A 26,440-nucleotide genomic window follows, 5' to 3' on the forward strand; every position below is an offset into this window, starting at 1 on the left:
ACTACTGTTCATAATAATGTTTTATTAGATTATACGGCTCAATTAATTGTCACTTGCCGATTATTAATACTGTATCGAATAGGGATTGAAATATTAATTATGTCCAAAATGTCTTTGATGCTTTGCCCCCGATAGAAAGTTCCGGTAAATCGGCGTTCTTTCAACTTATCAGACTGTATCCGGAAACTAACACCGTATATATTTCCCAATCGGGCTAATATACCCTCTAAATTCTCTTCATGGAAATAGTAATAACCGGAAATCCATGAGGTGTAAAGAGCCGCATCTACTTGAGCCACTTTATAAGTACCTTTGTTTTTGTGATATATATATTGTTGATTCGGAGTTAAAACGGTTGAAGAACTGACCCTCTCACTAACCAAACGAATGGAACCTTCCAATAATGTGGTGGTTACCACGGAATCAGACGGATAAGCGTCAACATTAAATTTCGTCCCTAAAGCTTCTATTTCCTGCCCGTTCACAACTACGATAAAAGGCTTGTCTTTCTGCTTGGCTACATTAAAGAAGGCTTCTCCCTCCAGATAAACAACACGCTTATCTTTTCCATATTGCGGATCATAGCGGAAATTAGTCTGACTACCCATGCTGATTTCTGTGCCGTCAGGCAAAACAACTTTATCGGCTACGATTCCATCGCCACCAACATATCGGGCAACAGGTACGGAAGAAGTATCACCCAACCACCAAAAGAGAACGGAAGTAAAAGCAACAGCTATCACCGCCACCGCTGCATAAGCCTGAACTTTTCGGAAGAGAGTGTATATTTTCCTCGGCGCCTGTTTCTGTTTCTTTTCCAGTAACCGCTGCCAGCTCTTATCCATATCAATATTACTTCCTTTAGACAAGCAAGCGTCATAGACCATCTTTGCCTCAAAAAAGATCTGTTTATTTTCAGGCGTTTCATTCACCCAATCATAAAACTGATTGATCTCTTTCTCATTCAACGAGCCTTTCAAAAATCCTATTATTAAATCTGAAGTCATGCTTTCCATATATAAATAGATACTATTTTCCTGTTTTTATATATGTAACGAGCAATCAGCAGGAATTACTCACCGACTTCTTTATTTTTTTTGAATTTTATTTTCCGAGACTGTGAGGAATAGAAATAAATCAGCACTAAACGAACATGAATAAATAAACGAAAGCAGTCTGAAGCTCTTTCCGTAAGAAAAGTAAGGTTCTGTATAATTGGTTTTCCACTGTCCGGGTGGATAAGTTTAATCTCGCGGCAATTTCCGCCGCTTTAAGCCCTTCCATATAAGATAACAGGAAGATTTCACGTCTCTTTTCGGGCAGTTCATTTATTTTTTCCATCACATGTGCCATTAAGTCTTTCCTCATAAACAATTCATCAGCACCGTCATAAAAACTCAACTCATCTAATTTGAGCTGGATAGCACGCTTGTCGGCAAACTCCTGTTCCAAACTAATACGACGCAAATGATCTATACAAGCATTTCGGACAGCAACAAACAATATATTTTTAACCTCTGATTCTGATAACAGAAACACTTGTTTGTCCCATATTTTAAGGAATACATCATGAACAATATCTTCCGCAAAGAAAGGAGAAATAAACTTCACCGCAAAACGCAACAACATAGGTGCATATTGCATATACAGTTTCTGATAATTATTTATATCATTCACATGTTCATCTTTCATTTTAGTATTCTACAAGGCCAAAGTCTATTAATAATCCATTATCAGAGAAAGCAGAATTCATCTTATTGCTGGCGACAAAAATAGATATATTCTCGTTATAAACAAAAAAGATGAGAATCGTTTTTCTTTCACCCTGACTATATATTCATAGAATATGCAATAAACTCAAAACGTTGCAAATTTCCGTCCTCATTTGCCCTGTTTACATAAATAAAAACTATCTTTGCGTTTCAGAATCCCGAAAGACGAAAAGAAATGGAGCAAATAGACAACCTAAAAGAGCTTATCAATCAGGGGGATGTGGACACAGCGATTAAGCAATTGGACCAGCTTCTCCAGGACAGTTCTGTCGAAAAAGAGAAAGATACTCTTTACTATTTACGGGGAAATGCCTACCGAAAGAAAGGAGATTGGAAGCAGGCACTGGACAACTACCAGTATGCCATCGAGATCAATCCGGACAGTCCTGCCGTTCAGGCCAGGAAGATGGCAATAGATATCCTCAACTTCTACCACAAGGATATGTTCAATCAATAAAAGAGATGTATAATCAATAACCGTACTCAAAGATAACGTAATAAAATAAAGATTATGGCAAAAATCAAAGGAGCAATCGTAGTCGACACGGAGCGTTGCAAAGGATGCAACCTGTGTGTAGTGGCGTGTCCGCTCGATGTAATCGCCCTCAATAAAGAGGTAAACATGAAAGGCTATAACTATGCCTGGCAAGTGAAGGAAGATACCTGTAACGGATGCAGCTCGTGTGCAACGGTTTGTCCGGACGGATGTATTTCAGTGTATAAAGTAAAAGTAGAATAAAAGAAAAGAATATGGCAGAAGAAGTTGTATTAATGAAAGGAAACGAAGCCATCGCCCACGCAGCTATCCGTTGCGGTGCCGACGGTTACTTCGGTTATCCTATTACTCCCCAATCGGAAGTGTTGGAAACGCTTGCCGAACTGAAACCGTGGGAAACAACCGGCATGGTAGTACTCCAGGCGGAAAGTGAAGTGGCAGCTATCAATATGGTATATGGAGGTGCAGGTAGCGGAAAGAAGGTAATGACCTCCTCTTCAAGTCCGGGTGTGAGCTTGAAACAAGAAGGAATCTCTTATTTGGCCGGTGCCGAACTTCCTTGTCTGATTGTGAATGTAATGCGTGGCGGTCCCGGATTGGGAACTATCCAACCTAGTCAGGCTGACTACTTCCAGACAGTAAAAGGTGGTGGTCATGGAGACTACAAACTGATTGCCCTCGCTCCGGCATCCGTACAGGAAATGGCGGATTTCGTAGCATTAGGATTCGAACTGGCTTTCAAATACCGTAATCCGGCTATTATCCTTGCCGACGGTGTGATCGGTCAGATGATGGAAAAAGTTGTTCTTCCTGCACAAAAGCCACGCCGCACGGAAGCAGAAGTAATTGAACAATGTCCATGGGCTGCTACCGGAAAAGCAAAAGACCGCAAACCTAATATTATCACTTCCCTTGAATTGAAACCGGAAGCCATGGAAATCAACAACCTCCGTTTTCAAGCTAAATATCGTGAAATTGAAGAAAATGAAGTACGCTTCGAAGAGATCAACTGCGAAGATGCAGAGTATTTGATTATCGCTTTCGGTTCAATGGCACGTATTGGCCAGAAAGCAATGGAACTAGCCCGTGAAAAAGGAATTAAAGTAGGTATCCTTCGCCCGATTACACTGTGGCCGTTCCCAACCAAAGCGATTGCTGCATACGCTGATAAAGTAAAAGGTATGCTCGTTACGGAACTAAATGCCGGACAGATGATTGAAGATGTCCGTCTCGCTGTTAACGGTAAAGTAAAGGTAGAACATTTCGGACGTCTAGGTGGCATCGTTCCCGATCCGGATGAAATTGTAACTGCCTTGAAAGAAAAAATAATCAAATAACGAAACAATGAATCCCGATAAAATAAGAAACGTACTGAACATCCTATTTATGATATTGGCTGTTGCAGCCATCATCACCTACTTTGTAGCAAAAGATGATTTCAAAATGTTTATCTACGTATGCGGCGCGGCAATCTTTGTCAAGCTGATGGAGTTTTTTATACGGTTCACCAACAGATAAGGAGATGAAGTTATGACTAAAGAAGAAATAATCAAACCCGAGAATCTGGTTTACAAAAAACCGACTCTGATGAACGATAACGCCATGCACTACTGCCCGGGTTGCAGTCACGGTGTGGTACACAAACTCATTGCCGAAGTCATTGAGGAAATGGGTATGGAAGATAAAACTGTGGGAATCTCTCCGGTGGGATGTGCAGTGTTTGCCTACAACTATCTTGATATTGACTGGCAGGAAGCAGCACACGGACGTGCTCCTGCTGTGGCGACTGCTGTGAAACGCCTGTGGCCGGACCGTCTTGTTTTCACTTATCAGGGCGACGGTGACTTGGCTTGCATCGGTACAGCCGAAACAATCCACGCTTTGAACCGTGGTGAAAATATCACGATTATCTTTATCAATAATGCGATCTACGGTATGACAGGCGGCCAGATGGCTCCGACTACACTGGTAGGCATGAAAAGTTCGACTTGTCCTTACGGACGTGACGTTGAACTTCACGGTTACCCATTGAAGATTACTGAAATCGCAGCCCAACTGGAAGGAACTGCTTACGTAACCCGTCAGTCCGTACAATCCGTACCGGCTATCCGCAAGGCTAAGAAGGCAATCCGCAAGGCTTTTGAGAACTCCATGAACGGTAAAGGTTCCAACCTGGTAGAAATCGTTTCCACTTGTAGTTCAGGCTGGAAGATGACTCCGGAGAAGGCGAACAAATGGATGGAAGAACACATGTTCCCATTCTATCCGCTGGGTGATTTAAAAGATAAAGAATAACGCTAAAAGTCAACAGAACAATGAAAGAAGAAATAATTATAGCAGGATTCGGTGGACAAGGCGTATTGTCTATGGGTAAGATTCTGGCATATTCCGGTTTGATGGAAGGCAAAGAAGTGACCTGGATGCCGGCATACGGTCCCGAACAACGAGGTGGAACAGCCAACGTTACAGTTATTGTAAGCGATGACAAAATATCCTCACCGATTCTTAGTAAATACGACGCTGCCATCATTCTGAATCAGCCTTCACTCGAAAAGTTTGAAAGCAAAGTGAAACCCGGCGGTATCCTGATTTATGACGGTTACGGAATTATCAACCCTCCTACCCGTAAGGATATTAAGGTATATCGTATCGACGCAATGGATGCAGCCAACGAAATGAATAATGCCAAAGCATTCAACATGATCGTACTTGGCGGATTATTGAAGCTTCGCCCCATCGTAACGTTGGAGAATGTTATCAAAGGATTGAAGAAAACCCTGCCGGAACGTCACCATCACTTGATTCCTATGAACGAGGAAGCTATCAAGAAAGGGATGGAGTTAATCCGTGAGGTTTAATAAATTAAAAATTGAGAATTGAGAATTAAGAAATAATTGCTCGCCAAGTAAAGGATGCAACATATTTTTCAATTCTCAATTCTCAATTCTCAATTAAAGTAAGTATCTTTGCCTCCAATTATGAGACGAATCTTACTATTATATATATTACTTTCCGTTATAGGTTTGACAACTGTTCATGCGCAGTTCGATAATGGTCGCCAGAGAGTAGACGAAAACGGATACGACCAATACGGAAATCAGGTAGACCCTGCCATGATTCCGGACAGATTGGATAGTGCAAATGTCGAAGTACAGGGATTGCCTCCAAAGTTGTATATGTGGCGTATCAAGAACCAGTTGGGCGACCGGACTATCATCCCGGCAGATACAGCCTTTCATCATTTCCAGAATTCAAACCTGACTGAAGGACTTACCGGACATTATAATTATCTGGCCAATATGGGTTCTCCCCGTATGTCACGCATCTTCTTTGACCGCCGTGACCCGGAGCCGACTATTTTCATGGAGCCTTTCTCCAGTTTCTTCATTCGTCCTACGGAATTTAATTTCACTAACAGTAACGTACCTTATACGAATCTGACGTATCACAAAGCCGGTAATAAAGTGAATGGGGAAGAGCGTTTCAAATCTTACTTCTCTGTCAATGTAAACAAGAAACTGGCTTTCGGATTTAATGTAGACTACCTATACGGACGAGGATATTACAATAATCAGAATACGGCGTACTTTAATGCAGCAGTTTTCGGTAGCTATATCGGCGACAAATATCAGATGCAGGCTATATACAGCAATAATTACCTGAAAACAAATGAAAACGGAGGTATTGAGGACGACCGCTATATCACTGCACCGGAAGAAATGGCGCAAGGTCAAAGAGAATATGAATCAACCAATATTCCTACCGTACTAAGTGCAACGACCAACCGCAACCATGACTTTTATGTCTTCCTGACCCAACGATATAATCTCGGATTCAGTCGTGACATACCACAGGCTGAAAATGACACCACTCCCGTCAAACAGGAGTTTGTCCCCGTTACCAGTTTTATACACACCATCCAAGTGGAACGGGCACGGCATAGCTTTAATTCTAATGACGACATGCGTGAAAAAAATTATTATCAGAATACTTACTTTGATACGGATAATCCTAATGTCAGAGACAGTACCACCTACGTCGGAATCAAAAACACCATAGGTATTGCGTTACTTGAGGGATTCAATAAATATGCCAAAGCCGGATTGACTGCATTTGCTTCCTATAAAATCAGCAAGTATACACTGATGAATATGGAAGGAAATCCGTTGCCTGATAAATACAACGAAAATGAAATATTTGTTGGAGGCGAATTATCCAAACGTGAAGGGAATGTGCTTCATTACCACGCTATCGGTGAAGTGGGATTGGCAGGAAAAGCAATCGGACAATTCAATGTAAAAGGAGATATTGACCTGAACTTCCCGTTGTGGAAAGACACCGTCAGTCTTATAGCCCGTGGTGAAGTCAGCAATAAACTTGCTCCTTTCTATATGCGCCATTATCATTCCAAGCATTTCATGTGGGATGACGATATGGACAAGGAATTCCGTACCCGTATTGAGGGGGAATTGAGCATTGCACGTTGGAGGACACGCCTGAAAGCAGGAGTTGAAAATATCAAGAACTATACTTACTTCAACCAGGAAGCAAAACCGGAACAGAATGGTGGAAGCATACAGGTATTATCTGCAAGTCTTAATCAGGATTTCAAGTTAGGCATCTTCCATCTGGACAATGAGGTGACCTGGCAGAAATCCAGTGACCAGACTGTACTTCCTTTACCTGATCTCTCGCTATATCATAACTTCTATATGCAGTTCAAACTGGCGAAGAAAGTACTTAGTGTGCAATTAGGTGCCGACGTACGTTATTTCAGCAAATACAATGCACCTGCCTATATGCCGGCCATTCAGAATTTCCACCTGCAACCGACAGACGATCAGGTACAGATAGGAGGTTATCCGATTGTGAATGTATATGCAAACTTACATTTAAAGCGTACACGTTTCTATGTAATGATGTATCACGTGAACCAGGGCATGAGCAGTCCGAATTACTTTCTGTCTCCTCACTACCCCATCAACCCACGTGTGCTAAAATTCGGTCTTTCATGGAATTTCTATGATTAACAAAAACTATACGACTTATGGTATCACGCCCCAAATTGAGACTGTTCAGATATTTAGTGCCAGTGATTGTTGTATTGGCATTTATCTTCTCTTTCCGTCAATGCGGCAAGCAGGAAAAACCTGCGGGACATCCGCGTGATTATGCTGCCATTGCCAAAGAGGGTATCATACGTGTAGCTACCGAATATAATTCCATCAGTTTTTATGTAGACGGTGATACCGTTTCCGGTTTTCATTACGAACTGATACAGGCATTCGCCCGGGACAAAGGACTCAAAACCGAAATAACACCTATTATGAGTTTCGAAGAGCGGTTGGAAGGATTAAACGAGGGACGTTATGACGTGATTGCTTATGGCATATTAGCCACCAGCAAGTTAAAAGACTCTCTGCTTCTCACCTCTCCCATTTTCCTCAACAAGCAAGTGCTGGTGCAACGCAAAGAGATTGGAGAGAATGATTCACTCTATATCCGTACCCAACTGGATTTAGCCCAACGAACACTTCATGTCGTAAAAGGCTCCCCCTCTATTTTGCGTATTCAGAATCTAGGCAATGAGATCGGAGATACTATCTACATCAAGGAGATTGATAAATACGGTTCCGAACAATTGATATCAATGGTAGCGCATGGAGACATCGACTATGCCGTTTGCGACGAAAGCATCGCACTGGCAGCAGCAGATTCGTTGCCGCAAATAGATATTAATACAGCTATCAGCTTCACGCAGTTCTACTCATGGGCAGTCAGTAAACAATCCCCCGCCTTACTCGATAGTTTGAATACATGGCTGGATAAATTCCAAAAGGAAAAGGAATACCAAAAGATTTATAAGAAATACTATGATAAAGAATAACCTTATTTCTATTACACTAAAACTTCTATTCCATACACGTTCATTTTCTTTTATTGCTTTCTTGATTTTCCTGTCTATCTGCTTTCCACGGGCTTATGCCACAGAAAGCGGAATATTCAATTTCTCGAATATCAATCTCAAGAATGGCTTGTCGCAACTATCAGTCCTTGCCATTGCACAAGACTCCAAAGGTTATATCTGGTTTGCAACCCGCAATGGATTAAACAAATACGACGGAGAGAAATTTACTATATATAAGCATGATAACGATGATCCTCATTCATTGTCGGACAATCATATCACTTGCCTGTTGCCGGACGATGCAAACGAGGGATTGTGGGTAGGTACTAATAACGGGCTTAACTATATCAATCTCAAAACCAATCAGATTACCAAATATCAGACGGACGATTATCCAAACATGCCAGGAAACAACATTGCCGTTCTTCAATTTGACCAGTCCGGTAATCTATGGGTTGGTACCCGAACAGGGTTATGTATATGGCAACCTCGTTCCGGGGAATTCAAGAAGAAATATTCCGACCATGTCCCGGAGAATGAAGCAATCATGCAGCTTTATATTGATGCAGAAAAACGGCTTTATATTGGTACTCATCGTCACGGATTATTTATCTGTACACCTGAAATGGAGTTGATTCAGCAACTCAATAAAAGCACACAGCCTGCCCTGTCGGACGATGCAATCAGTTGTATTTTCGAAGACTCCCAACATCAGGTATGGATAGGAACAGAAACCAGGGGACTGAATAAATGGAACCCGAAGACCAAAGACTTATCTATCTACAATCAGAAAAACAGCGGACTGACAAATGACTATATCCGTTGCATCACCGAGCAGGACCAGAAATTGATTATCGGGACGTTCGACGGACTTAGTATTCTGGATTTAAGAAACGATGATATATCCAAGTACAACCGGTTCGATGCTAATCAGAACAGTCTAAGTCATTTTTCCGTCCGCAGTATCTACATCGACCGGGAGAAAACGCTCTGGGTAGGTACTTATTCCGGTGGTGTGAACTACTATAACCCGCTCAATAACCGGTTCATCTTCTACCATCCGGTAGAAAATAACAACCAGAAGTTATATAATATCTTTGGTACAATGGTGTATGATTCCACTTCATTGTGGATTGCAACAGAGGGAGGAGGACTGATGCAGTTCAATCCTATCACCAAGGAATATACCAACTTCCTGATTGAGCAGACATCCAAAGGATTGTTCAACAAGAACATCATCAAATCCCTTTTACTGGACGGAGACTATATCTGGTGTGGCACAAGTACCGGAGGAGTCTATAAATTCCATATTCCTTCCAAAAAATTCACATTAGTATATTCATTCGGCCGGGAAAAAAACTTTGCCATCTATACTTTTTATAAAGATGCAGAGAATAATCTATGGATAGGGACGACAGCCGACAAAGGACTGGTTAAACTGTCTCCGGACGGAAAAATCACCAATCAGTTCCCGTATGGCAAAGAGAAAAAGGAATTCGTCAACTTCACCAGCCTACGGAGCTTCCTGGCACTGAATGCTCACACCTTTCTGATAGGAACCCGCTCGTTCGGACTTTACGAATATGATATGCAAAAGGGAACGGTGCTCCGTTGCAACATGTCAGAGACAAATCCCAATCAGAAACTCGAAAATAACTACATCACTTCCATGGTGCGCAAAGCGAACGGAGAAATCTGGTTCAGCACTTTCGGAGGAGGAATATACCTGTATAAACAAGGAACAGGTGTCGTCAAACATATTGGCAAGAAAGAGGGACTACCCAATAATGAGGTATATGCCATGGTGGAGCACAACAACAACTTATGGATTAGTGTCGATAAGGAAATAGCCGAACTGAATACCAAGACCGGGCAGGTACGCAGTTATGACTGTTTTGTCGGTTCCGAAACGTTGGAGTTTACACCGCAGGGAGTCATTAGTCTGCCCCACGGTGAGGTCTACTTTAGTGGAAGCAATGGTTTCCTTTCTTTTACTCCCGGCTCTCTTCTAAAGAATAATACCATGCCACCGGTAGTACTTACCCAACTGACCGTAAACAATAAGGTAATCACACCGAATGATGATACTCATCTGCTGGATAGTGCCCCGGACGATACGCAAACGTTGGTTCTTGCCTACAATCAGAATAATTTTTCCATTGCGTACAGTGCCTTGAACTATATTCTGCACGAACAGAACCAATATGCCTATAAACTCTCCGGTCACGACGAAGACTGGAATTACGTAGGTAGTCGTAAAGAAGCATTCTATACCAACATGGCTCCAGGAAAATATACATTCCAAGTCATAGCATCCAACAATGACGGCGTATGGAATGAAACCGGAAAGAAAATGGAAATCATCATTCGTTCTCCGTGGTGGGGAACGCCGCTGGCCTATATCCTTTATGTCCTATCCGCATTGGGAATCATGTTTACTATCGGCTATTATATGTACAGTAAGCATAAACTGGAACTAGACCTGCGCATGAAGCAAATGGAGAAACAACGCATGGAAGAATTCCATCAGACAAAGCTACACCTGTTCACCAACTTCTCGCATGAGCTACGTACTCCGCTGACACTTATTATCAGCCCACTGGAAGAGTTGATGAAACGGGCAGAAGTTCCGCAGTTTATCAGAACACAACTGGGCATGATTCTGAAAAATGCCCGCCGATTATTACTTCTCGTCAATCAATTGATGGATTTACAGAAGAACCAGAGTGGTAATCTCACTCTCCAACTGTCTCAAAGCGACCTGAATGCTTTCCTGCTCGAAATATTCTACACATTCAGGCAGATTGCCGAAAGCAAACAGATTCGTTTCGAATATCAGGCTCCTCAAGGCGAGGTGACAGCCTGCTTCGATCAGGGCTTACTCGAAAAAGCCGTTTTCAATTTATTGTCGAATGCTTTTAAATTCACAGTACCGGGAGATACAATCACACTGCGTTTATTGCTGATTACAGATATAGACACTCTCCGCCAAGAACATAGCGAGTGGCTATCGGAACATTCTCCGCTTATCACCTCCCATCAGGGAAGTTATTTAGTGATTCAAGTAGCAGATACGGGAAAAGGAATTCCAGAAGATGAACGCACCCAAATCTTCACTCCCTTCTACCAGGTCGGTCACACGACAGGTAGCGAGAATATGAATGGCACAGGTATCGGATTAAGCCTGACTCAATCTGTCGTTCATCTGCATCACGGAGAAATTGGAGTCACAGCCAATACTCCCAAAGGAAGCGTATTCACTATCCTATTACCGAACCACACCATGACAGAAGAAGAGGTGGCGAATACTGCCGTTCTCTCGGGAAAAAACAATGAACAAGTAGAAAAGGGTATGTCCGGAACCATTGATTCCGAAAACACCATTTCCGGAACCACTCCATCCCTACCCGGCAAAACGGTTCTATTGGTAGAAGACAATGAAGAGATACGAAGTTATGTAAAAGGACACCTGGAACAATATTACAACGTATTGGAAGCCGACAACGGTTCGGATGCTTTTGAAATTGTCCTGAAAGAATTTCCCGACCTGGTAGTGACGGACATTATGATGCCCGGTATCGACGGACTGGAACTTTGCGCACTTATCAAGAACAATCTGCAGACGGGACACATTCCCGTTATTCTACTCACTGCCCGCACGATGGTGATGCACGTCAAAGAGGGATTCTTGTCGGGAGCAGACGATTATGTGGTTAAACCATTTAATATTGATGTTCTGCTGGTACGTATCTACAATCTTCTGGCACAGCGGGAAAAGCTAAAATCCGTATATAGCAAAAACTTCTCCCTGCAATCCATGGGAATTGAAGTGGAAACGACCTCCGCCGATGAGAAATTCATGCAGAAACTATTTAAAATCATTGAAAAGTATCTCACCGACCCCGATTTGAAAGTAGACAAAATCTGTGAAGAGATGGGATTCAGCCGGAGCAATCTTTACCGGAAACTGAAAGCTATCACCGACCTGCCGTTGAATGACCTTATCCGTCATAAACGTTTGGAGATAGCTACACAAATGCTGAAGCAAACAGAAATGAACATTACCGAAATTGCAACGGCCACGGGATTCAGTACTCTCGCCTACTTCACGAAATGTTTCAAATCAGCTTACGGTGTTTCTCCATCGGAATATCAAAAGTCACATTCAGGCCATACAGATGTTGACACCATCCGGGAATAGCCGATTTACAAAATCGTCCCAAACAATAAAAAATGTCCCAACAAGGCTTACAGTGCGGATTTTTTTATTTGTTTGGGATGAAAATGCAAACATCTGGCATCATTAGACAAACCGATTCTACTCTGTTTCCATACATTTGCAATGTTGTTCTACTTAATATAATCATATGGAAACAAAGATTAAAAACTACTTGTTAGTCTTCGGACTTGGAATTATCACACTTACCAGTTGTAATCACTCTAAAGAGCAAGATATCGTTGCTTCTAACTTCGCATTTGCCGAACAGCAATTAAAATACGCACTGACTCAAATAGACGAGGCACGTGCCAATGAATCACAAGAGAGTAGAGAAAAGAGAGAAAGTAAGGGCTGGGGGGAATTAACCAATCCCCGCAGTATCAAACCGGACGGTTCACTGGAACTGGTTGTTTCTAAAGACTGGACCAGTGGATTCTTCCCCGGTGAGCTTTGGTATCTATATGAGTACACGCACAATCCATATTGGAAAGAGCAGGCGCAGAAACATACAGAAATTCTGGAACGCGAAAAAAATAACGGAAAGACACACGACATGGGCTTCAAGATGTATTGCAGCTATGGAAACGGTTATCGTCTGACCGGAGATTCCACTTATAAAGATATTCTGTTGCAATCCGCACGCACCCTGATTACCCGTTACAAACCGGTAATCGGCTGTATCCGTTCCTGGGACCACCATGCAGACAAATGGCAATTCCCCGTTATCATCGATAATATGCTGAATCTTGAACTTCTGTTCTGGGCATTCCGCGAAACGAACGACTCCACCTATTATAATATAGCAGTCAACCATGCACTCACTACCATGAAGAATCACTTCCGTGAAGACAACAGCTGCTATCATGTAGTAGAATACGATACCATTAACGGAACGGTACGCAGCAAAATGACGCATCAAGGATATTCCGACGAATCAGCATGGGCACGCGGACAAGCATGGGCCTTATACGGATACACCATGTGCTATCGTGAAACCGGCAGACCCGAATTCCTGCAACAGGCGGAGAAAGTGGAGAAATACATCTTCAACAATCCGACCCTGCCGGCAGACCTGATTCCTTATTGGGACTTTAACGCACCCGGAATACCCAACGAACCCCGTGACGCATCCGCTGCATCCTGTATGGCATCCGCCCTTTATGAACTAAGCACATACGTTCCCGAAAAGAAAGAACAATACAAGCAGGAAGCCGATAAGATTCTCCAGAATCTGACGCATAGCTATCGTGCGCAACTAAACGGAGATAAAGGATTCTTGCTGCTGCACAGCACAGGTTCCAAACCACACGACAGCGAAATAGATGTCCCGCTTTCATACGCCGACTATTATTTCCTGGAAGCCTTGCTCCGCAAAGCTAAATTGGAAAAGGAAGAAAGTCTTTTCTAAATCTTCCGACAACTCTCACGATAACATCACTTTACTATTTATCTTTATTAGTACATTACTAATTATGAAAAGATTATCTTCCATATTCATCCTGTTCAATCTGCTGATACTCCCGTTGAATGCCACGATTCCGACTCAACAAAGAATCCGGCTGACAGACTCATGGGAATATCTGAAAGGTGACCTGGGAAGCATTTGGGAAGCAGTACGTCCCGCCGCTCCCGGTTCTTCCGAAGCAGTGCCTATCTGGCAACAGGTTACCCTACCCCACTGTTTCAATGCAGAAGATGCAGTAGACCCGGATATCAATTATTATCAGGGCGCAGGATGGTATCGCACGCAGCTTTCTATCAAGAATCCATATCTCAATGGACGCGTCATACTGGAGTTTGAGGGAGTAGGACAAAAAACAGAAGTGTATGTCTATACGTATAAAGTAGCCAGTCACACAGGAGGCTACGACGGTTGGAGTGTCGATATCACCGAAGCCGTTCAACAAGCCCTTGCCAACCCGGATTGCGCTAAACGCTTCAATGGCAGAATTCCATTGTCCGTTCGTTGCGATAATACCAGAGATACGGAGATGATTCCGTCCGACCTGTCAGATTTCAACTTATACGGCGGCCTTTATCGCTACGTGAATCTGATTTACCAGCCCGAAGTGTCTTTCAGCAATATACAGATAAATACCCCTGTAGAGAAAGATATGAAAAACGCTTCTCTAAAGATACAAGGAACATTCCATAACCCGAATGATATTCGCCAGGCAAGCATTCACCTTTTATTAAAGGCGCCTAATGGAGAAAAGGTATGGGAACAGACAACGACGGTTCTTCCGTTGGGAACAAATCCCCTGTTCGAGACAACGATTAAGAATCCGATTCTGTGGAGTCCCGACCAGCCTCAACTCTATACCTGCGAACTGACATTGACTACTCCTCAAAGTAAACAGACTATTACAGAATTCATCGGATTCCGTCACTTTGAATTCATTGAAAACGGACCTTTCCAGTTGAACGGAGAACGTCTGCTGTTAAGAGGAACCCATCGGCATGAAGACCATGCCGGAGTAGGCGCCGCTATGACAGAAGAACAAATGGAAGCGGAAATGAAACTGATTAAAGAGATGGGAGTCAACTTTATCCGTTTGGGACATTACCAACAATCGGACATCATCCTCCGTTTATGCGATCAGTTAGGCATTTTGGTATGGGAAGAAATACCCTGGTGCAGAGGTGGACTGGGAGGAGAGAAATATCAGGCACAAGCGCGCCGGATGCTGACCAACATGATTACCCAGCATCGCAATCATCCCTCCGTCATCCTTTGGGGATTGGGAAATGAAAATGACTGGCCCAATGATTTTTCAACATTCGAGCAATCGGCCATCCGCGCTTTCATGAAAGAGTTGAATGACTTGTCACACCAACTCGATCCGTCACGTATGACTTCCATCCGCAGATGTGATTTCTGCAATGATATTGTAGATGTCTATTCTCCCTCCATTTGGGCAGGCTGGTATCGCGGACAATTTACAGACTACAAGAGTATTTCGGAGAAAGAGATGAAACGGGTGAAACATTTCCTGCATGTAGAATGGGGAGGTGACTCACATGCCGGACGTCATTCCGAATATCCTTTCAACCCGCTACAAGCAATTACGGGTGGAAACAGTGCCGACGAACGGGCAGGCGACTTCGCCCTGCAAGGCGGAGATCCCCGTGCTTCCAGAGATGGAGACTGGTCGGAAACGTACATCGTAAAACTATTCGACTGGCACCTGAAAGAGCAAGAAACAATGCCTTGGCTGACAGGAACCGCCTTTTGGGTATTCAAAGATTTCTCCACCCCTCTCCGCCCCGATAATCCGGTGCCATACGTCAATCAGAAAGGAGTGGTAGAACGGGATCTTACTAAAAAAGAAGCCTACTACGTCTTCCAGTCTTACTGGACTAAACAGCCTATGATTCATATTTACGGTCATAACTGGCGGACCCGATGGGGCAAAGTGAACGAAGAAAAAGAGATTCTGGTATATTCCAACTGTGCAGCAGTAGAGCTGTTCGTGAACGGCGTCAGTCAGGGAGTCAAGCAACGCAACAGCCAGGATTTTCCGGCAGCGGGACTTCACTGGAACTGCATACTGAAAGCAGGAGAAAATAACATAAAAGCGGTTGCAGTGAAAGGACTCGGTAAAGGTAACATGAAAGCAGCCATTACGGATGAAATAAGTTTCAACTACCAGACAGAAGAATGGAGCAATCCGAAACAGCTGAAGTTGAAGACATACCCCGATAAAGGTTCTATCGTATGGGTGGAAGCCCAGCTGACAGACAACAAAGGGATCTCCTGCCTGGACGCGGCAAATGTAATCTCATTTGAAGCTGCGGGAGACGGAAAACTGATTCAGAACTTAGGAACATCCACCGGCTCCCGGAGAGTACAGGCTTATAATGGCAGAGCTGCAATTCGCATTGACTTGAACGGCACATGCCAGGTAGCTGTAAAATCACCGGGCATTCAAACTGCTTTCATCGAAGTGAAAGCCGAATAGAAGTGAAAGCTGAATAAGAAAGGAGAAAAGCACCATGAGAAAGACAATAATTTCAATAGGTTTCATTATATTCTTTGGCACTGCTACGGCAGTTGCCGGAGAAGACACAGCCGAACAGATTCGTCACCTTTTAGAAAAAGAAACGATACAACGGGCAGATGCCGCACTTCATGAGGAACCGGTCACTGTGACCGCTACCCGTGCGACAAGAAGTGCCGGAGGTATTCATGACTTCTATTCGGAGGGTGATTACTGGTGGCCGAATCCGGAAGCTCCCGACGGTCCTTATATCCGCCGGGACGGAGAAACCAATCCGGAGAATTTCACAGCACATCGGCAGGCCATGATTCGCATGAGCCAACTGGTAGGCGACCTTACTTCCGCCTGGATACTTACGGGTAAACAAGTATATTCCGATGCAGCCATGCAACATATCCGGGCATGGTTTGTCAACCCGGACACACAGATGAATCCCAATCTGCTGTATGCACAGGCCATCAAGGGAGTAGTAACAGGACGAGGGATAGGAATCATCGATACGATTCACCTGATCGAAGTGGTGCAGTCGCTCCGCCTTATGGAAGCGAAAAGGATGATTGACAAGGAAGAACTGGGGACTATCAAACAATGGTTCTCCGATTATCTAACCTGGATGTCCACGCACCGTTACGGAATCAAAGAAATGGAAGCGAAAAACAATCATGGCACCTGCTGGGTCATGCAAGCCGCTGCCTTTGCCTTGTTCACGGACAACCGGGAAATGATTCGTTTTTGCACGGAACGTTATAAAACAGTACTTTTACCCAATCAAATGGCTGCAGACGGCAGTTTCCCTTTAGAACTGGAACGCACCAAGCCCTACGGTTATTCTCTTTTCAACCTTGACGCAATGGCCACTATCTGCCAACTGCTCACTACTGGAGAAGAAGATATATGGAATTACACTACACCGGACGGCAAAAACATCGATAAGGGTATCGCCTGGCTTTATCCATACGTAAAAGACAAAAGTAGCTGGAAGAGACAACCCGACATTATGTTTTGGGAAGAATGGCCAGTGGCGCAACCGTTCCTGTTATTCGGCACATTACATCATTTCAATAAAGAATTTTTCAACACATGGATGCAACTGGAACATTTCCCCACCAACGAAGAGGTGGTACGTAATCTTCCCATCCGTCACCCGTTATTATGGATTCAATAAACTATAAAATCAATAGAATATGAAAAACTTATTAGTATGCACATTATTGTTCGCCTCTGCTTTCACACTGAACGCACAGGTAGCCAACACCCGCATCTATGCTGCGGAAAAATTAGCCAAAGTAAAAGAAAAAGCCGATTCACCTCTATATGCCCCTGCCGTCAAAACTCTTTTAAGAGATGCCGACAAGGCTTTGAAGATGACTCCGCCGTCCGTAATGGACAAAACAATGACAGCAGATAGCGGAGACAAACACGATTATATGAGCATGGGCCCTTACTGGTGGCCGGATCCATCCAAACCGGACGGTTTGCCCTATATCCGTAAAGACGGACAAAGAAATCCGGAATTGGATAAGCTCGACCGCAACAAACTGGGAGATATGTCGAAAGCAGTCACCACACTGGGACTTGCCTATTACTTCTCCGGTGATGAGAAATATGCGCAAAAAGCCGTAGATTTCCTGAATGTCTGGTTTCTGGACGCCAAGACGAAGATGAATCCGCACCTCACTTACGGACAAACCATCCCCGGAAAGAATAAAGGCATGGGACGTGGTGCAGGCATGATTGATATTTACTCGTTCACGGAAATGATTGATGCCATGACATTAATGGAGAACTCGAAAGCATTTACTCCCAAAGTAAAGAAAGGGATGAAAGAATGGTTCACGCAACTAGTGGAATGGATGCAGACCAGTCCCGTAGCTGCCGAAGAACAGAGAGCAAAGAACAATCACGGTCTGGCTTATGACGTGCAACTGACAGCTTATGCTCTATATACAGGCAATCAAGACCTTGCCATGAAAACCATTCAGGAGTTTCCCGAAAAGCGTTTGTTCGCACAGATAGAACCGGATGGCAAACAGCCATTGGAACTTGCACGCACTACTGCCCTGGGATATACGATCTTCAATCTGGGACACATGCTCGATATGTGTTCAATCGCCTCCACGCTGGGACAGGATATTTACAACGCTACCAGCCAGGACGGACGTTCCATCACGGCAGCACTGAAATTTCTGATTCCATATATCGGCAAACCACAGAGCGAATGGCCTTACCAACAAATCAAGGAATGGGACAAGAAACAGGAAGAAGCCTGCTGGATTCTTCGCCGTGCATCGTTCTTTGATCCGAAAGCCGGATATGAAGCCATCGGCGCTCAATTCCGCGAGACACCCGCTAACAAAAGAATTCATTTAATCTATAGTTTAGAATAAGAAACACTTAAAATACTAATCAGATGAGGAACAAATTTATTCATTACCCTTTGGTAATGGCATTGATACTGTTATTCTGTGTTCCGTGCGTTACCGTCACTTATGCACAGTCGTTTACCGTCACCGGAACAGTGACCGACAGTCAGGGTGGAATCCCCGGAGCGAATGTGAAAGTAAAAGGTGGTACCGCAGGTACAATCACCAACATGGACGGTCAGTTTACGTTGAGTGTCCCCTCTTCCAAGTCTATCCTGGTGGTTTCATACATCGGATACACCCCACAGGAAGTTGCCATCAACGGTAAAAACAAATTGGATATTCACCTGCTGGAAGATACAAAGACACTAGATGAAGTGGTAGTCGTAGGTTATGGTGTGCAGAAAAAGTCTCACCTGACGGGATCTGTGTCCAAGATGGATATCAACAACCTGACAGATATTCCCGTGACCCAGGTAGACCAGTTATTACAAGGTAAAATTGCCGGTGTCAATATACAGAACTCTACTTCCGAAGCGGGAGCCGCCCCGCAAATCCGTGTGCGTGGTATGGGTTCTATCAGTGCCGACAGTTCTCCGCTGATCGTCATCGACGGTTATCCCACACCGGACGGTCTTTCCACACTCGATATGGCGGATATTTCTTCCATCGAAGTATTGAAAGATGCCGCTTCGGCAGCCATCTACGGTTCACGTGCAGCCAATGGCGTTATCCTGGTTACTACCAAGACAGGAAAAGCCAGTAAACCGAAATACAGCGTGAAAGCTTCCACCGGTTTGAAATGGGCTTATAAGTTACATCCCATCATGAGTTCACAAGATTATTGCAGCATGATCGGATACGAATCGGTATTGAAAAATAAAACAATGTCACAGACAGAGGAGGCTTTCGGTCTCATTGATAACTACACCGACTGGCAGAAAGAAGGATTGAACAGCAGTCCGCAGATTCACCAGGTGCAGCTCTCCGTATCAGGTGGCAAGAATGACATCACTTATTATATTTCGGGCAACTATGCACAGGAAGACGGTATCATGCTCAACAGCAACTATACCCGCCTGAACCTGCGTTCACGCATCAATGCAAAACTATCCAAACGGGTAGACTTCAGTTTGAATCTGGCACCGTCGTACACCAAGACAGAAACTCCTGCCACCAACTTCATGGATTTCTATCGTACGCCCTCTTTCATGCCTGTACGCCATACTGCTGCCACTTCTGCGCTGACCGGCAAACCTATCGGTTCGTATGCACGAGGCAGTGACTTCAGCAATGTCACCTATACCCGTGAGGACGGAACCACTTTCACCCCAACCAGCAGTCCTTTCGGTTCGAGCAACAACAATCCGCGTTCACTGATGGATACGGAAGAACGTTTCCGCGAGGACTACAACCTACAAGCAAATGCCTCTTTCAATGTCCAACTGATGAAAGGACTGGTATTCACCACTTCCAACGGTTTCTTTATCAAGTATCGCCAGAACAATCAATATCGCGATTATGCAGCGAAGAAAGATGAAGAATCAGCTATGGGTACTTATACCAACCGTCTGTATATCGACTTATTGAGCGAGAACACGTTAAACTATACCGGAAAGACAGGGAAGCATGACTACTCCATACTGGCCGGCTATACAGCGCAGACTACTTCTGAAAGAACTGCCGGTATCGTCGGACTGGGCTTCCCCACCGACTATATCCATACGCTGAACGCTGCAACTTCTTTCGACCTCGACGGAACTTATACCCAGAAATACCGTACGGCAATGATGTCCCTATTGGCACGTGCCACATACAGTTACGATGAGAAATACCTGCTTTCTGCCAGTATCCGTACAGACGGAAGCTCTCTGTTTGCCGACGGTCATCAATGGGGTTACTTCCCCTCGGTATCCGTAGGATGGCGTGCATCGGAAGAATCTTTCCTGAAACAATTCGGTTGGCTGAACCTGCTGAAAGTCCGTGCCAGTTTCGGTGTGACAGGTAATAACAGCATTCCTGCCAATTCATACTATGACCTGCTCTATCCCAACAATTACGCATTGGGAGAGGGAAATGGCAATCTGATCTCCGGACTCGCCAAGACCAACGAAACCAAAGGTAACAACCGCATCACTTGGGAACAGACTTACGAATACAATGCCGGATTCGACTTGAGCATCCTGAACAACCGTATCAACCTGACAGTGGACGGATACTACTCCATCACCAAACAGTTATTATTCAAACAGCCGGTTCTTTCTTTCACCGGATTCAATAATTACTGGAATAATATCGGACGTATCCGCAACAGTGGTATTGAGGTGGAACTGAATACCCATAATATCCGCACCAAGAATTTTGAATGGGAAAGCTCATTCAATATCTCTTCCAACTTCAACAAGTTACTGGAACTTTCGGGAGAAGAACGACTGATCTCTACGGGTGAACGTAACGAAACATATCTGGCACAGGTAGGCAAGAGAGCCATTTCTTTCTTCGGCTACAAGACAGACGGTATTTACAAAAGTCAGGAAGAAGTGGACGCTGTTCCCCACTTGGCCAGTGCCGTACCAGGCAGTCTCCGGATTGTAGATATCAACGACGACGGAGTGATTAATGACAAAGACCGTACAGAAATCGGCAACCCATTCCCGACAGCAACATGGGGATTCACCAATACACTGACCTGGAAAGGCTTCGACCTCTACGTTATGATTCAGGGAGTTCACGGACTGGATGTATTCAACGGTGACGGTTACTTTACCGAAACCAAGAAGTTCAACCGCAACTACGTGAAAAACCGCTGGATCAGTGCAGACTATCCGGGCGACGGAAAAACTCCCTCTTTCGCAGCAAATGGCGGTGTCGCCTGGGAATTTACGGATTACCTGATTGAAGACGGCTCGTATGTAGCATTGCGCAATGTGACTTTAGGCTATAAGTTCAATAAGAAGCAGTTGAAGAAGATCGGTATCAGTTCACTCCGTCTTTATGCTTCAGGACAGAACCTGTTCTATATCTGGTCCAAGGACTACCGTGGTATTAATCCGGAAGCACGTAAGACGAGTGGTTCTTACAGTTCTCCTCTTATCAACGGTTACCAGTCAGGTGGGTTCCCCCTGCAATCGACAGTCACTTTCGGATTCGAACTTAATTTCTAACTCCTTAAAGACAAATAACAATGAAACTAAAACATACATTCATCGGTATTCTCTCAACCTGTGCGTTGGGACTCGCCTCCTGCGACCTGAACATCACGCCGGACTCTTACATAGCCGATATCAACTTCTACCAAAATGAAGCGGAAGTGAACACAGCCGTCATCGGTTGTTACGGAGGCATACACGCTCCACTGAATATAGAATGGGCGTTGACGGAACTTCGCTCGGACAACACTCGCATGAACGGCACCCGTTCCAGCAACGACGCATTCATGCAACTGTTGGCACTGGACCTTGGAACAATGGACGCCAGCAACCCGAATATCCGCACCTACTGGGAAGCTACCTATCAGAATATCAATAACTGCAACTCAATACTGAAACCTGAAGTGCTGGCCGTAGTGGAGAACGAAAAGAAACGTGCACAATTTGAGGGTGAAGCTCTCTTTATCCGTGCCTATCATTATTTCAATCTGGTACGTCTCTTCGGCCCAACCTTTCTGGTGACAGAAGAGATCAGTATCGCAGAATCACTAAAGAAAGACCGTAGTTCGGTGCAGGCCACTTATGCGCAAATCATCGACGATCTGAAACGTTCCGTTACGGATTTACAGGACATCACATACAGCTCTAATGATCTGGGACGTGCCACAGTACTGGCAGCCAAATCTCTACTGGCTAAAGTGTATCTTACCCTCGGACGGTATGAAGATGCCAAACCGTTATTAAGCGATGTAGTGACTGCCAAAGGCGAGACACTGAATGTCAAATATGCCGACGTGTTTGATACAACCAAAGAGATGAACGATGATATTATCTTCACTGTACGCTATAAAAGCGGTAGTCTGGGAATCGGTTCTCCGTTTGCCAATACATTTGCACCGCAAAACAGTGGCGCGAACGTAATCACGGGTAGCGGTGACGGTAAGAATTATCCTACGAAAGAAATATCCGCCGCTTACAGCAAAGAGGATTTGAGAAAGGACGTCAGCATGGCAGACAGTTATTATGATAAGAGTAAAGACGTGGAAGCACAAGTGGCTTATGTAAAGAAATTCCTTTCGGAAGTATCCATACGATACGATGCTGAAAATGACTGGCCTGTCATTCGTTATGCAGATGTACTACTGATGTATGCGGAAGTATTGAACGAAGTAGACGGTCCCTCTGCCGGGTTGAAATACCTGAATCTGGTACGTGAACGTGCCGGACTAAGCAAAATCGAGAGTGATGCAGTGACTACCCGTAACGTATTCCGCACCTATCTTGAGAAAGAACGTCGTCTGGAACTGGCTTTCGAAAATCAACGCTGGTTCGACCTCTTGCGTTGGGGCAAGGCCATAGAGGTAATCAACAAGCATATTCAGGAAACCGAATGGGATTTCTATGCAGGCTACACCCAACAGATCAACAAGTTAAAGGATTATCAGTTGATACTTCCGATTCCACAAAGCGTAATCGACAATAATCCGGGCGTCATCACACAGAACCCTAACTATTAATACTAAACGACACTGAATCATGAAAAATAAATTCTATAGCCTATTCATCTTCTTCGTTCTCACTGCGCTGGCAGGCTGCAACGAAAAAGAATCGACTGATGTCATCGAGCAGGGTGATCCTCAAATTATAGAGTTCACCCCGACAAGCGGTAAGTTCGGACAGGAAATCACTATCAAAGGAGAATTCCTGCGCGATATACAAAAGGCAACGATTGGTGGCGTAGAAGCTACGATACGCTATAAGCTCTCTCAACAGGAGATTGTTATTGTAGTTCCCGCCAATGCCGGAAACGGGAAAATCGTTCTTAGTACGAAAGAAAAAAAGACGGAAAGTGAGCAGTCATTTACGATTGTATATCCGGTTCCCCAAGTGAAGAATGTTCCTGCCGGAGCGCACGTGGGAGATCAGATTGAAATACAGGGTGAGAATCTGGACATCGTGTCCAAAGTTTGTTTCGGTGATAAAGAGGCTTCTATCTCCTATCAGTCCGAAAGAGAAATTGTAGCAACCATTCCTTTCGTCATCACGGATGCCGCTCCTATCTCCCTCTATTATCTTGACTCTACAGGAGAGCAGTTCACTCAACCGGAGGGTCCTGCTTTTGAGATCATCAAAGATATTCCGACCATTGACGCAATGGCAGAACGGGTGACCGAGGGAAGTCTGATTACCCTCAACGGAACTTTCCTGAATTTGATTGAAAGCATCCATTTCGGGGATGAAGTGAAAGTGACTAACTTCGTTGAGAAGACTGCCAACAGCATTGTATTCCGTGTTCCGGAATTGCCGGAGAGTGCTACTGTGGATGTTCTGGCCAAATATTATGAGGGAACAGGCAGTCTGACACTACGGAATGACTGTTATGTATTTATTCCGAGAGTATTCAGCTATCCGAATCTGAAGATGGGCGCACACCGCAATGAAGATTTCGGTAATATGATTAACGGAACTACCGGACAGGTTTCCACCACTTGTATCCTGAAAGATGTGGATTCCCGTGCCCTGATTGATTTTGCAGCGGTACACAACAGTAATAATGACTTTGCATTGAACGGTCCGCAGAACATAAAAGCTAATTTGAGAAACTACTGGTGTAACGGTACTCCATTGCCTCCATTGAAAAGTTCTTCTACCGAAGCCGAAGTCAACGAAAACTTTGGTGAGTTTACTTCTACTGTCACCAAACTTCTTGTACTTCAGGAAAGCAAAGGATATGGCGAACTGATTAGAAACATTAAAGAAGGAAACATCGAAGAAATATCTCCTACCGACGAGATTACCAAAGCATTATTCAATATTGATATGGATGCGGAAGGTTCCAACTCGGTACGCAGCCGTCAGAAAACGGAAGCAGAGGATAAAGAAGCATCGAATATATACAAGGCAGGCAGTGTCGTTGTGTTCAAGAATCTGAAGAAGAATAAATTCGGTATCATGATTATCCGTTCTGTCAATGTAGATTTTGACACTGTTAAGGCGACGAATGATGCCAATGCAACGATTACTTTCGACCTGTATTATCAACGTTACTAAAAAAGACGAAAGACAATGAAAAGACAATATAAATTTACCGCATTATCGGCAGTCTTGTTCTGTCTGATAGGTTTGTTGTACGGATGTACCCGTGACAATGAAATTATAATTCCGGAAACGTCTGTCAATCCACTGGCTACGGATTATTCCGTAGCAATCGGTGACGAGGTTACCTTTACCGGGCAGAATATGCATCTGATCTCTAAAGTGGCTTTTGACAATCAGGTGGTCAACATCACCACCGAGCCATCCAACCGTTCACAAACCACGCTGATAGTGGCGGTGCCCGATAATTTTGAAGTGACACAGCATATCTCTGTCGTTGCCACTTACAATTCGGTACACAAACTGACTTTGAGTGATGCATTCGAAGTGGTAGTGCCGGGTGTCACCACTGATGTAAGTTCTGCTACTATCGGAGATAAGATCACACTTACAGGAAAGAATATGCACCTGATTACTAAGGTAAACTTCGGAGATCAAGTGGTATCTTTCGATCCCAATCCGGACCGTTCGCATACTTCACTTATGGTAACCGTACCCTCAACTTTCGATGTAACTAAAAAAGTCCAGTTGAGCGTTACGTATACCACCAATACCGTGAATGTATCTAATGATTTTGAAGTAATCGTGCCACCGGTTATTCCTACTGTCACCACTGTTCTGGAAGGAGAAGTGGGCACAGGAGCCATTATTACGCTGGCCGGAACCAACCTGAATATTATCAAGAAACTAATGGTAAACGGTCAATCTTACGAGTTTACAGCTACCGCTACCAGTCTTTCTTTCAATGCTCCCGAAGACATTACCGAAAATTTAGTAATCGACAACGTTGTATTAGTGTATGACAACGTGTTGGGAGATAATCAGGAACTAGCCGTATCGGGAAGCGTAACTGTGAAACCGACACCTACCCTGCCATACATCCTTTGGGAGAATATCGAACTGGGAAGTCATGGAACGGAGAATGCTTTCTTTGATGTTACGAATGGACGGACGATGACTCCATGCGATGTAGTCGAACATAAAGAATGGGTTACTTTCGCAATGGATAATACTAGCGGTGCACCCACAGCGCGTCTGTTGAACCCGGCCAATATCGGAACCAATCTTCTGAACAGTCAGTTTTGCAATGGTACAGCTTTGAATCTGAATGATTATGCCATCTGGAAAGAATCCACACAGACAACTCCGTTCAAAAAAGTCACAGATGACGCACTGATTACCAAAGTGACAAACGGTGAAATCACCAATATCCGGGATGACATCGGAGATGTGAAAGCGTCTGATATCAAAACAAATACTCCGACTGTTGCAGCAGGAGAAGTGTATTACTTCTATCATAAGGAGAAATTCGGATTGATTTGGGTGAAACAGCTGAATATTCAAACAGACAGAAAACTGAACACCATCATTATGAATGTATATTACGAGAAATAGACAATACAATAAAACGAGTACCCAAAAAGTTATATTATCCC

General features: G+C 44.1%; 19 protein-coding genes. 17 read left to right on the forward strand and 2 right to left on the reverse strand.

Features of this window, described 5'->3' with window-relative positions; genetic code table 11:
- Positions 1 to 38 precede the first annotated feature (38 nt).
- Complete coding sequence (locus DXA54_RS16850) at positions 39 to 1,016, reverse strand: FecR family protein (protein ID WP_004297423.1); 978 nt, start codon at positions 1,014 to 1,016, stop codon at positions 39 to 41.
- Between the two features lie 127 nt (positions 1,017 to 1,143).
- Positions 1,144 to 1,692 (reverse strand): RNA polymerase sigma-70 factor, encoded by a 549-nt coding sequence (locus DXA54_RS16855; protein WP_008644013.1) that lies wholly within the window; start codon positions 1,690 to 1,692, stop codon positions 1,144 to 1,146.
- 255 nt (positions 1,693 to 1,947) lie between these two features.
- Here DXA54_RS16855 and DXA54_RS16860 point away from each other — a divergent pair, with 255 nt between their 5' ends.
- The 17 genes from DXA54_RS16860 to DXA54_RS16940 all read left to right on the forward strand — a co-directional run bounded on the left by DXA54_RS16860 (position 1,948) and on the right by DXA54_RS16940 (position 26,399).
- Positions 1,948 to 2,229, forward strand: a complete 282-nt coding sequence (locus tag DXA54_RS16860; protein WP_004307591.1) for a tetratricopeptide repeat protein — start codon at positions 1,948 to 1,950, stop codon at positions 2,227 to 2,229.
- 54 nt (positions 2,230 to 2,283) lie between these two features.
- On the forward strand, positions 2,284 to 2,511 hold the full coding sequence (locus tag DXA54_RS16865; protein ID WP_004297419.1) for a ferredoxin family protein: 228 nt from the start codon (positions 2,284 to 2,286) through the stop codon (positions 2,509 to 2,511).
- An 11-nt stretch (positions 2,512 to 2,522) separates the two neighbouring features.
- Positions 2,523 to 3,605, forward strand: a complete 1,083-nt coding sequence (locus tag DXA54_RS16870; RefSeq protein WP_004297418.1) for a 3-methyl-2-oxobutanoate dehydrogenase subunit VorB — start codon at positions 2,523 to 2,525, stop codon at positions 3,603 to 3,605.
- Positions 3,606 to 3,612: 7 nt separating this feature from the next.
- Complete coding sequence (locus tag DXA54_RS16875; protein WP_004297417.1) at positions 3,613 to 3,786, forward strand: hypothetical protein; 174 nt, start codon at positions 3,613 to 3,615, stop codon at positions 3,784 to 3,786.
- A 12-nt stretch (positions 3,787 to 3,798) separates the two neighbouring features.
- Positions 3,799 to 4,563, forward strand: coding sequence for a thiamine pyrophosphate-dependent enzyme (locus DXA54_RS16880; protein ID WP_004297416.1), 765 nt, complete (start codon positions 3,799 to 3,801; stop codon positions 4,561 to 4,563).
- A 20-nt stretch (positions 4,564 to 4,583) separates the two neighbouring features.
- Positions 4,584 to 5,126, forward strand: coding sequence for a 2-oxoacid:acceptor oxidoreductase family protein (locus DXA54_RS16885; protein WP_004297415.1), 543 nt, complete (start codon positions 4,584 to 4,586; stop codon positions 5,124 to 5,126).
- Positions 5,127 to 5,246: 120 nt separating this feature from the next.
- Positions 5,247 to 7,298: a putative porin gene (locus DXA54_RS16890; protein WP_008648286.1), complete on the forward strand. Its 2,052-nt coding sequence runs from the start codon at positions 5,247 to 5,249 to the stop codon at positions 7,296 to 7,298.
- Between the two features lie 17 nt (positions 7,299 to 7,315).
- Entirely contained in the window at positions 7,316 to 8,155 is an 840-nt protein-coding gene (locus DXA54_RS16895; protein WP_008648288.1) for a transporter substrate-binding domain-containing protein, read from the forward strand.
- Positions 8,142 to 12,377: a two-component regulator propeller domain-containing protein gene (locus DXA54_RS16900; protein WP_008648289.1), complete on the forward strand. Its 4,236-nt coding sequence runs from the start codon at positions 8,142 to 8,144 to the stop codon at positions 12,375 to 12,377. Before DXA54_RS16895 ends, DXA54_RS16900 begins: the two co-directional genes overlap by 14 nt.
- Positions 12,378 to 12,543: 166 nt before the next feature.
- The gene (locus DXA54_RS16905) at positions 12,544 to 13,803 is read left to right on the forward strand and encodes a glycoside hydrolase family 88 protein (protein WP_004297411.1); all 1,260 of its coding nucleotides are present in this window, start codon (positions 12,544 to 12,546) and stop codon (positions 13,801 to 13,803) included.
- A gap of 64 nt (positions 13,804 to 13,867) precedes the next feature.
- The gene (locus DXA54_RS16910; protein ID WP_120080115.1) at positions 13,868 to 16,357 is read left to right on the forward strand and encodes a glycoside hydrolase family 2 TIM barrel-domain containing protein; all 2,490 of its coding nucleotides are present in this window, start codon (positions 13,868 to 13,870) and stop codon (positions 16,355 to 16,357) included.
- 34 nt (positions 16,358 to 16,391) lie between these two features.
- Positions 16,392 to 17,561 carry an alginate lyase family protein gene (locus DXA54_RS16915; RefSeq protein WP_008648291.1) on the forward strand — a complete coding sequence of 390 codons (1,170 nt, stop codon included), beginning with the start codon at positions 16,392 to 16,394 and terminating at the stop codon, positions 17,559 to 17,561.
- Positions 17,562 to 17,580: 19 nt separating this feature from the next.
- The gene (locus tag DXA54_RS16920) at positions 17,581 to 18,783 is read left to right on the forward strand and encodes an alginate lyase family protein (RefSeq protein ID WP_120080117.1); all 1,203 of its coding nucleotides are present in this window, start codon (positions 17,581 to 17,583) and stop codon (positions 18,781 to 18,783) included.
- Between the two features lie 23 nt (positions 18,784 to 18,806).
- Positions 18,807 to 21,923 carry a SusC/RagA family TonB-linked outer membrane protein gene (locus DXA54_RS16925; RefSeq protein WP_120080119.1) on the forward strand — a complete coding sequence of 1,039 codons (3,117 nt, stop codon included), beginning with the start codon at positions 18,807 to 18,809 and terminating at the stop codon, positions 21,921 to 21,923.
- Between the two features lie 20 nt (positions 21,924 to 21,943).
- Entirely contained in the window at positions 21,944 to 23,425 is a 1,482-nt protein-coding gene (locus tag DXA54_RS16930; protein WP_004297404.1) for a RagB/SusD family nutrient uptake outer membrane protein, read from the forward strand.
- A 19-nt stretch (positions 23,426 to 23,444) separates the two neighbouring features.
- Positions 23,445 to 24,959 carry an IPT/TIG domain-containing protein gene (locus tag DXA54_RS16935; protein WP_120080121.1) on the forward strand — a complete coding sequence of 505 codons (1,515 nt, stop codon included), beginning with the start codon at positions 23,445 to 23,447 and terminating at the stop codon, positions 24,957 to 24,959.
- Between the two features lie 15 nt (positions 24,960 to 24,974).
- Positions 24,975 to 26,399 carry a hypothetical protein gene (locus DXA54_RS16940; RefSeq protein ID WP_120080123.1) on the forward strand — a complete coding sequence of 475 codons (1,425 nt, stop codon included), beginning with the start codon at positions 24,975 to 24,977 and terminating at the stop codon, positions 26,397 to 26,399.
- Positions 26,400 to 26,440: the final 41 nt, after the last annotated feature.

The sequence above is a fragment of the Bacteroides sp. OF03-11BH genome, assembly GCF_003604005.1.
Lineage (GTDB): Bacteria > Bacteroidota > Bacteroidia > Bacteroidales > Bacteroidaceae > Bacteroides > Bacteroides ovatus.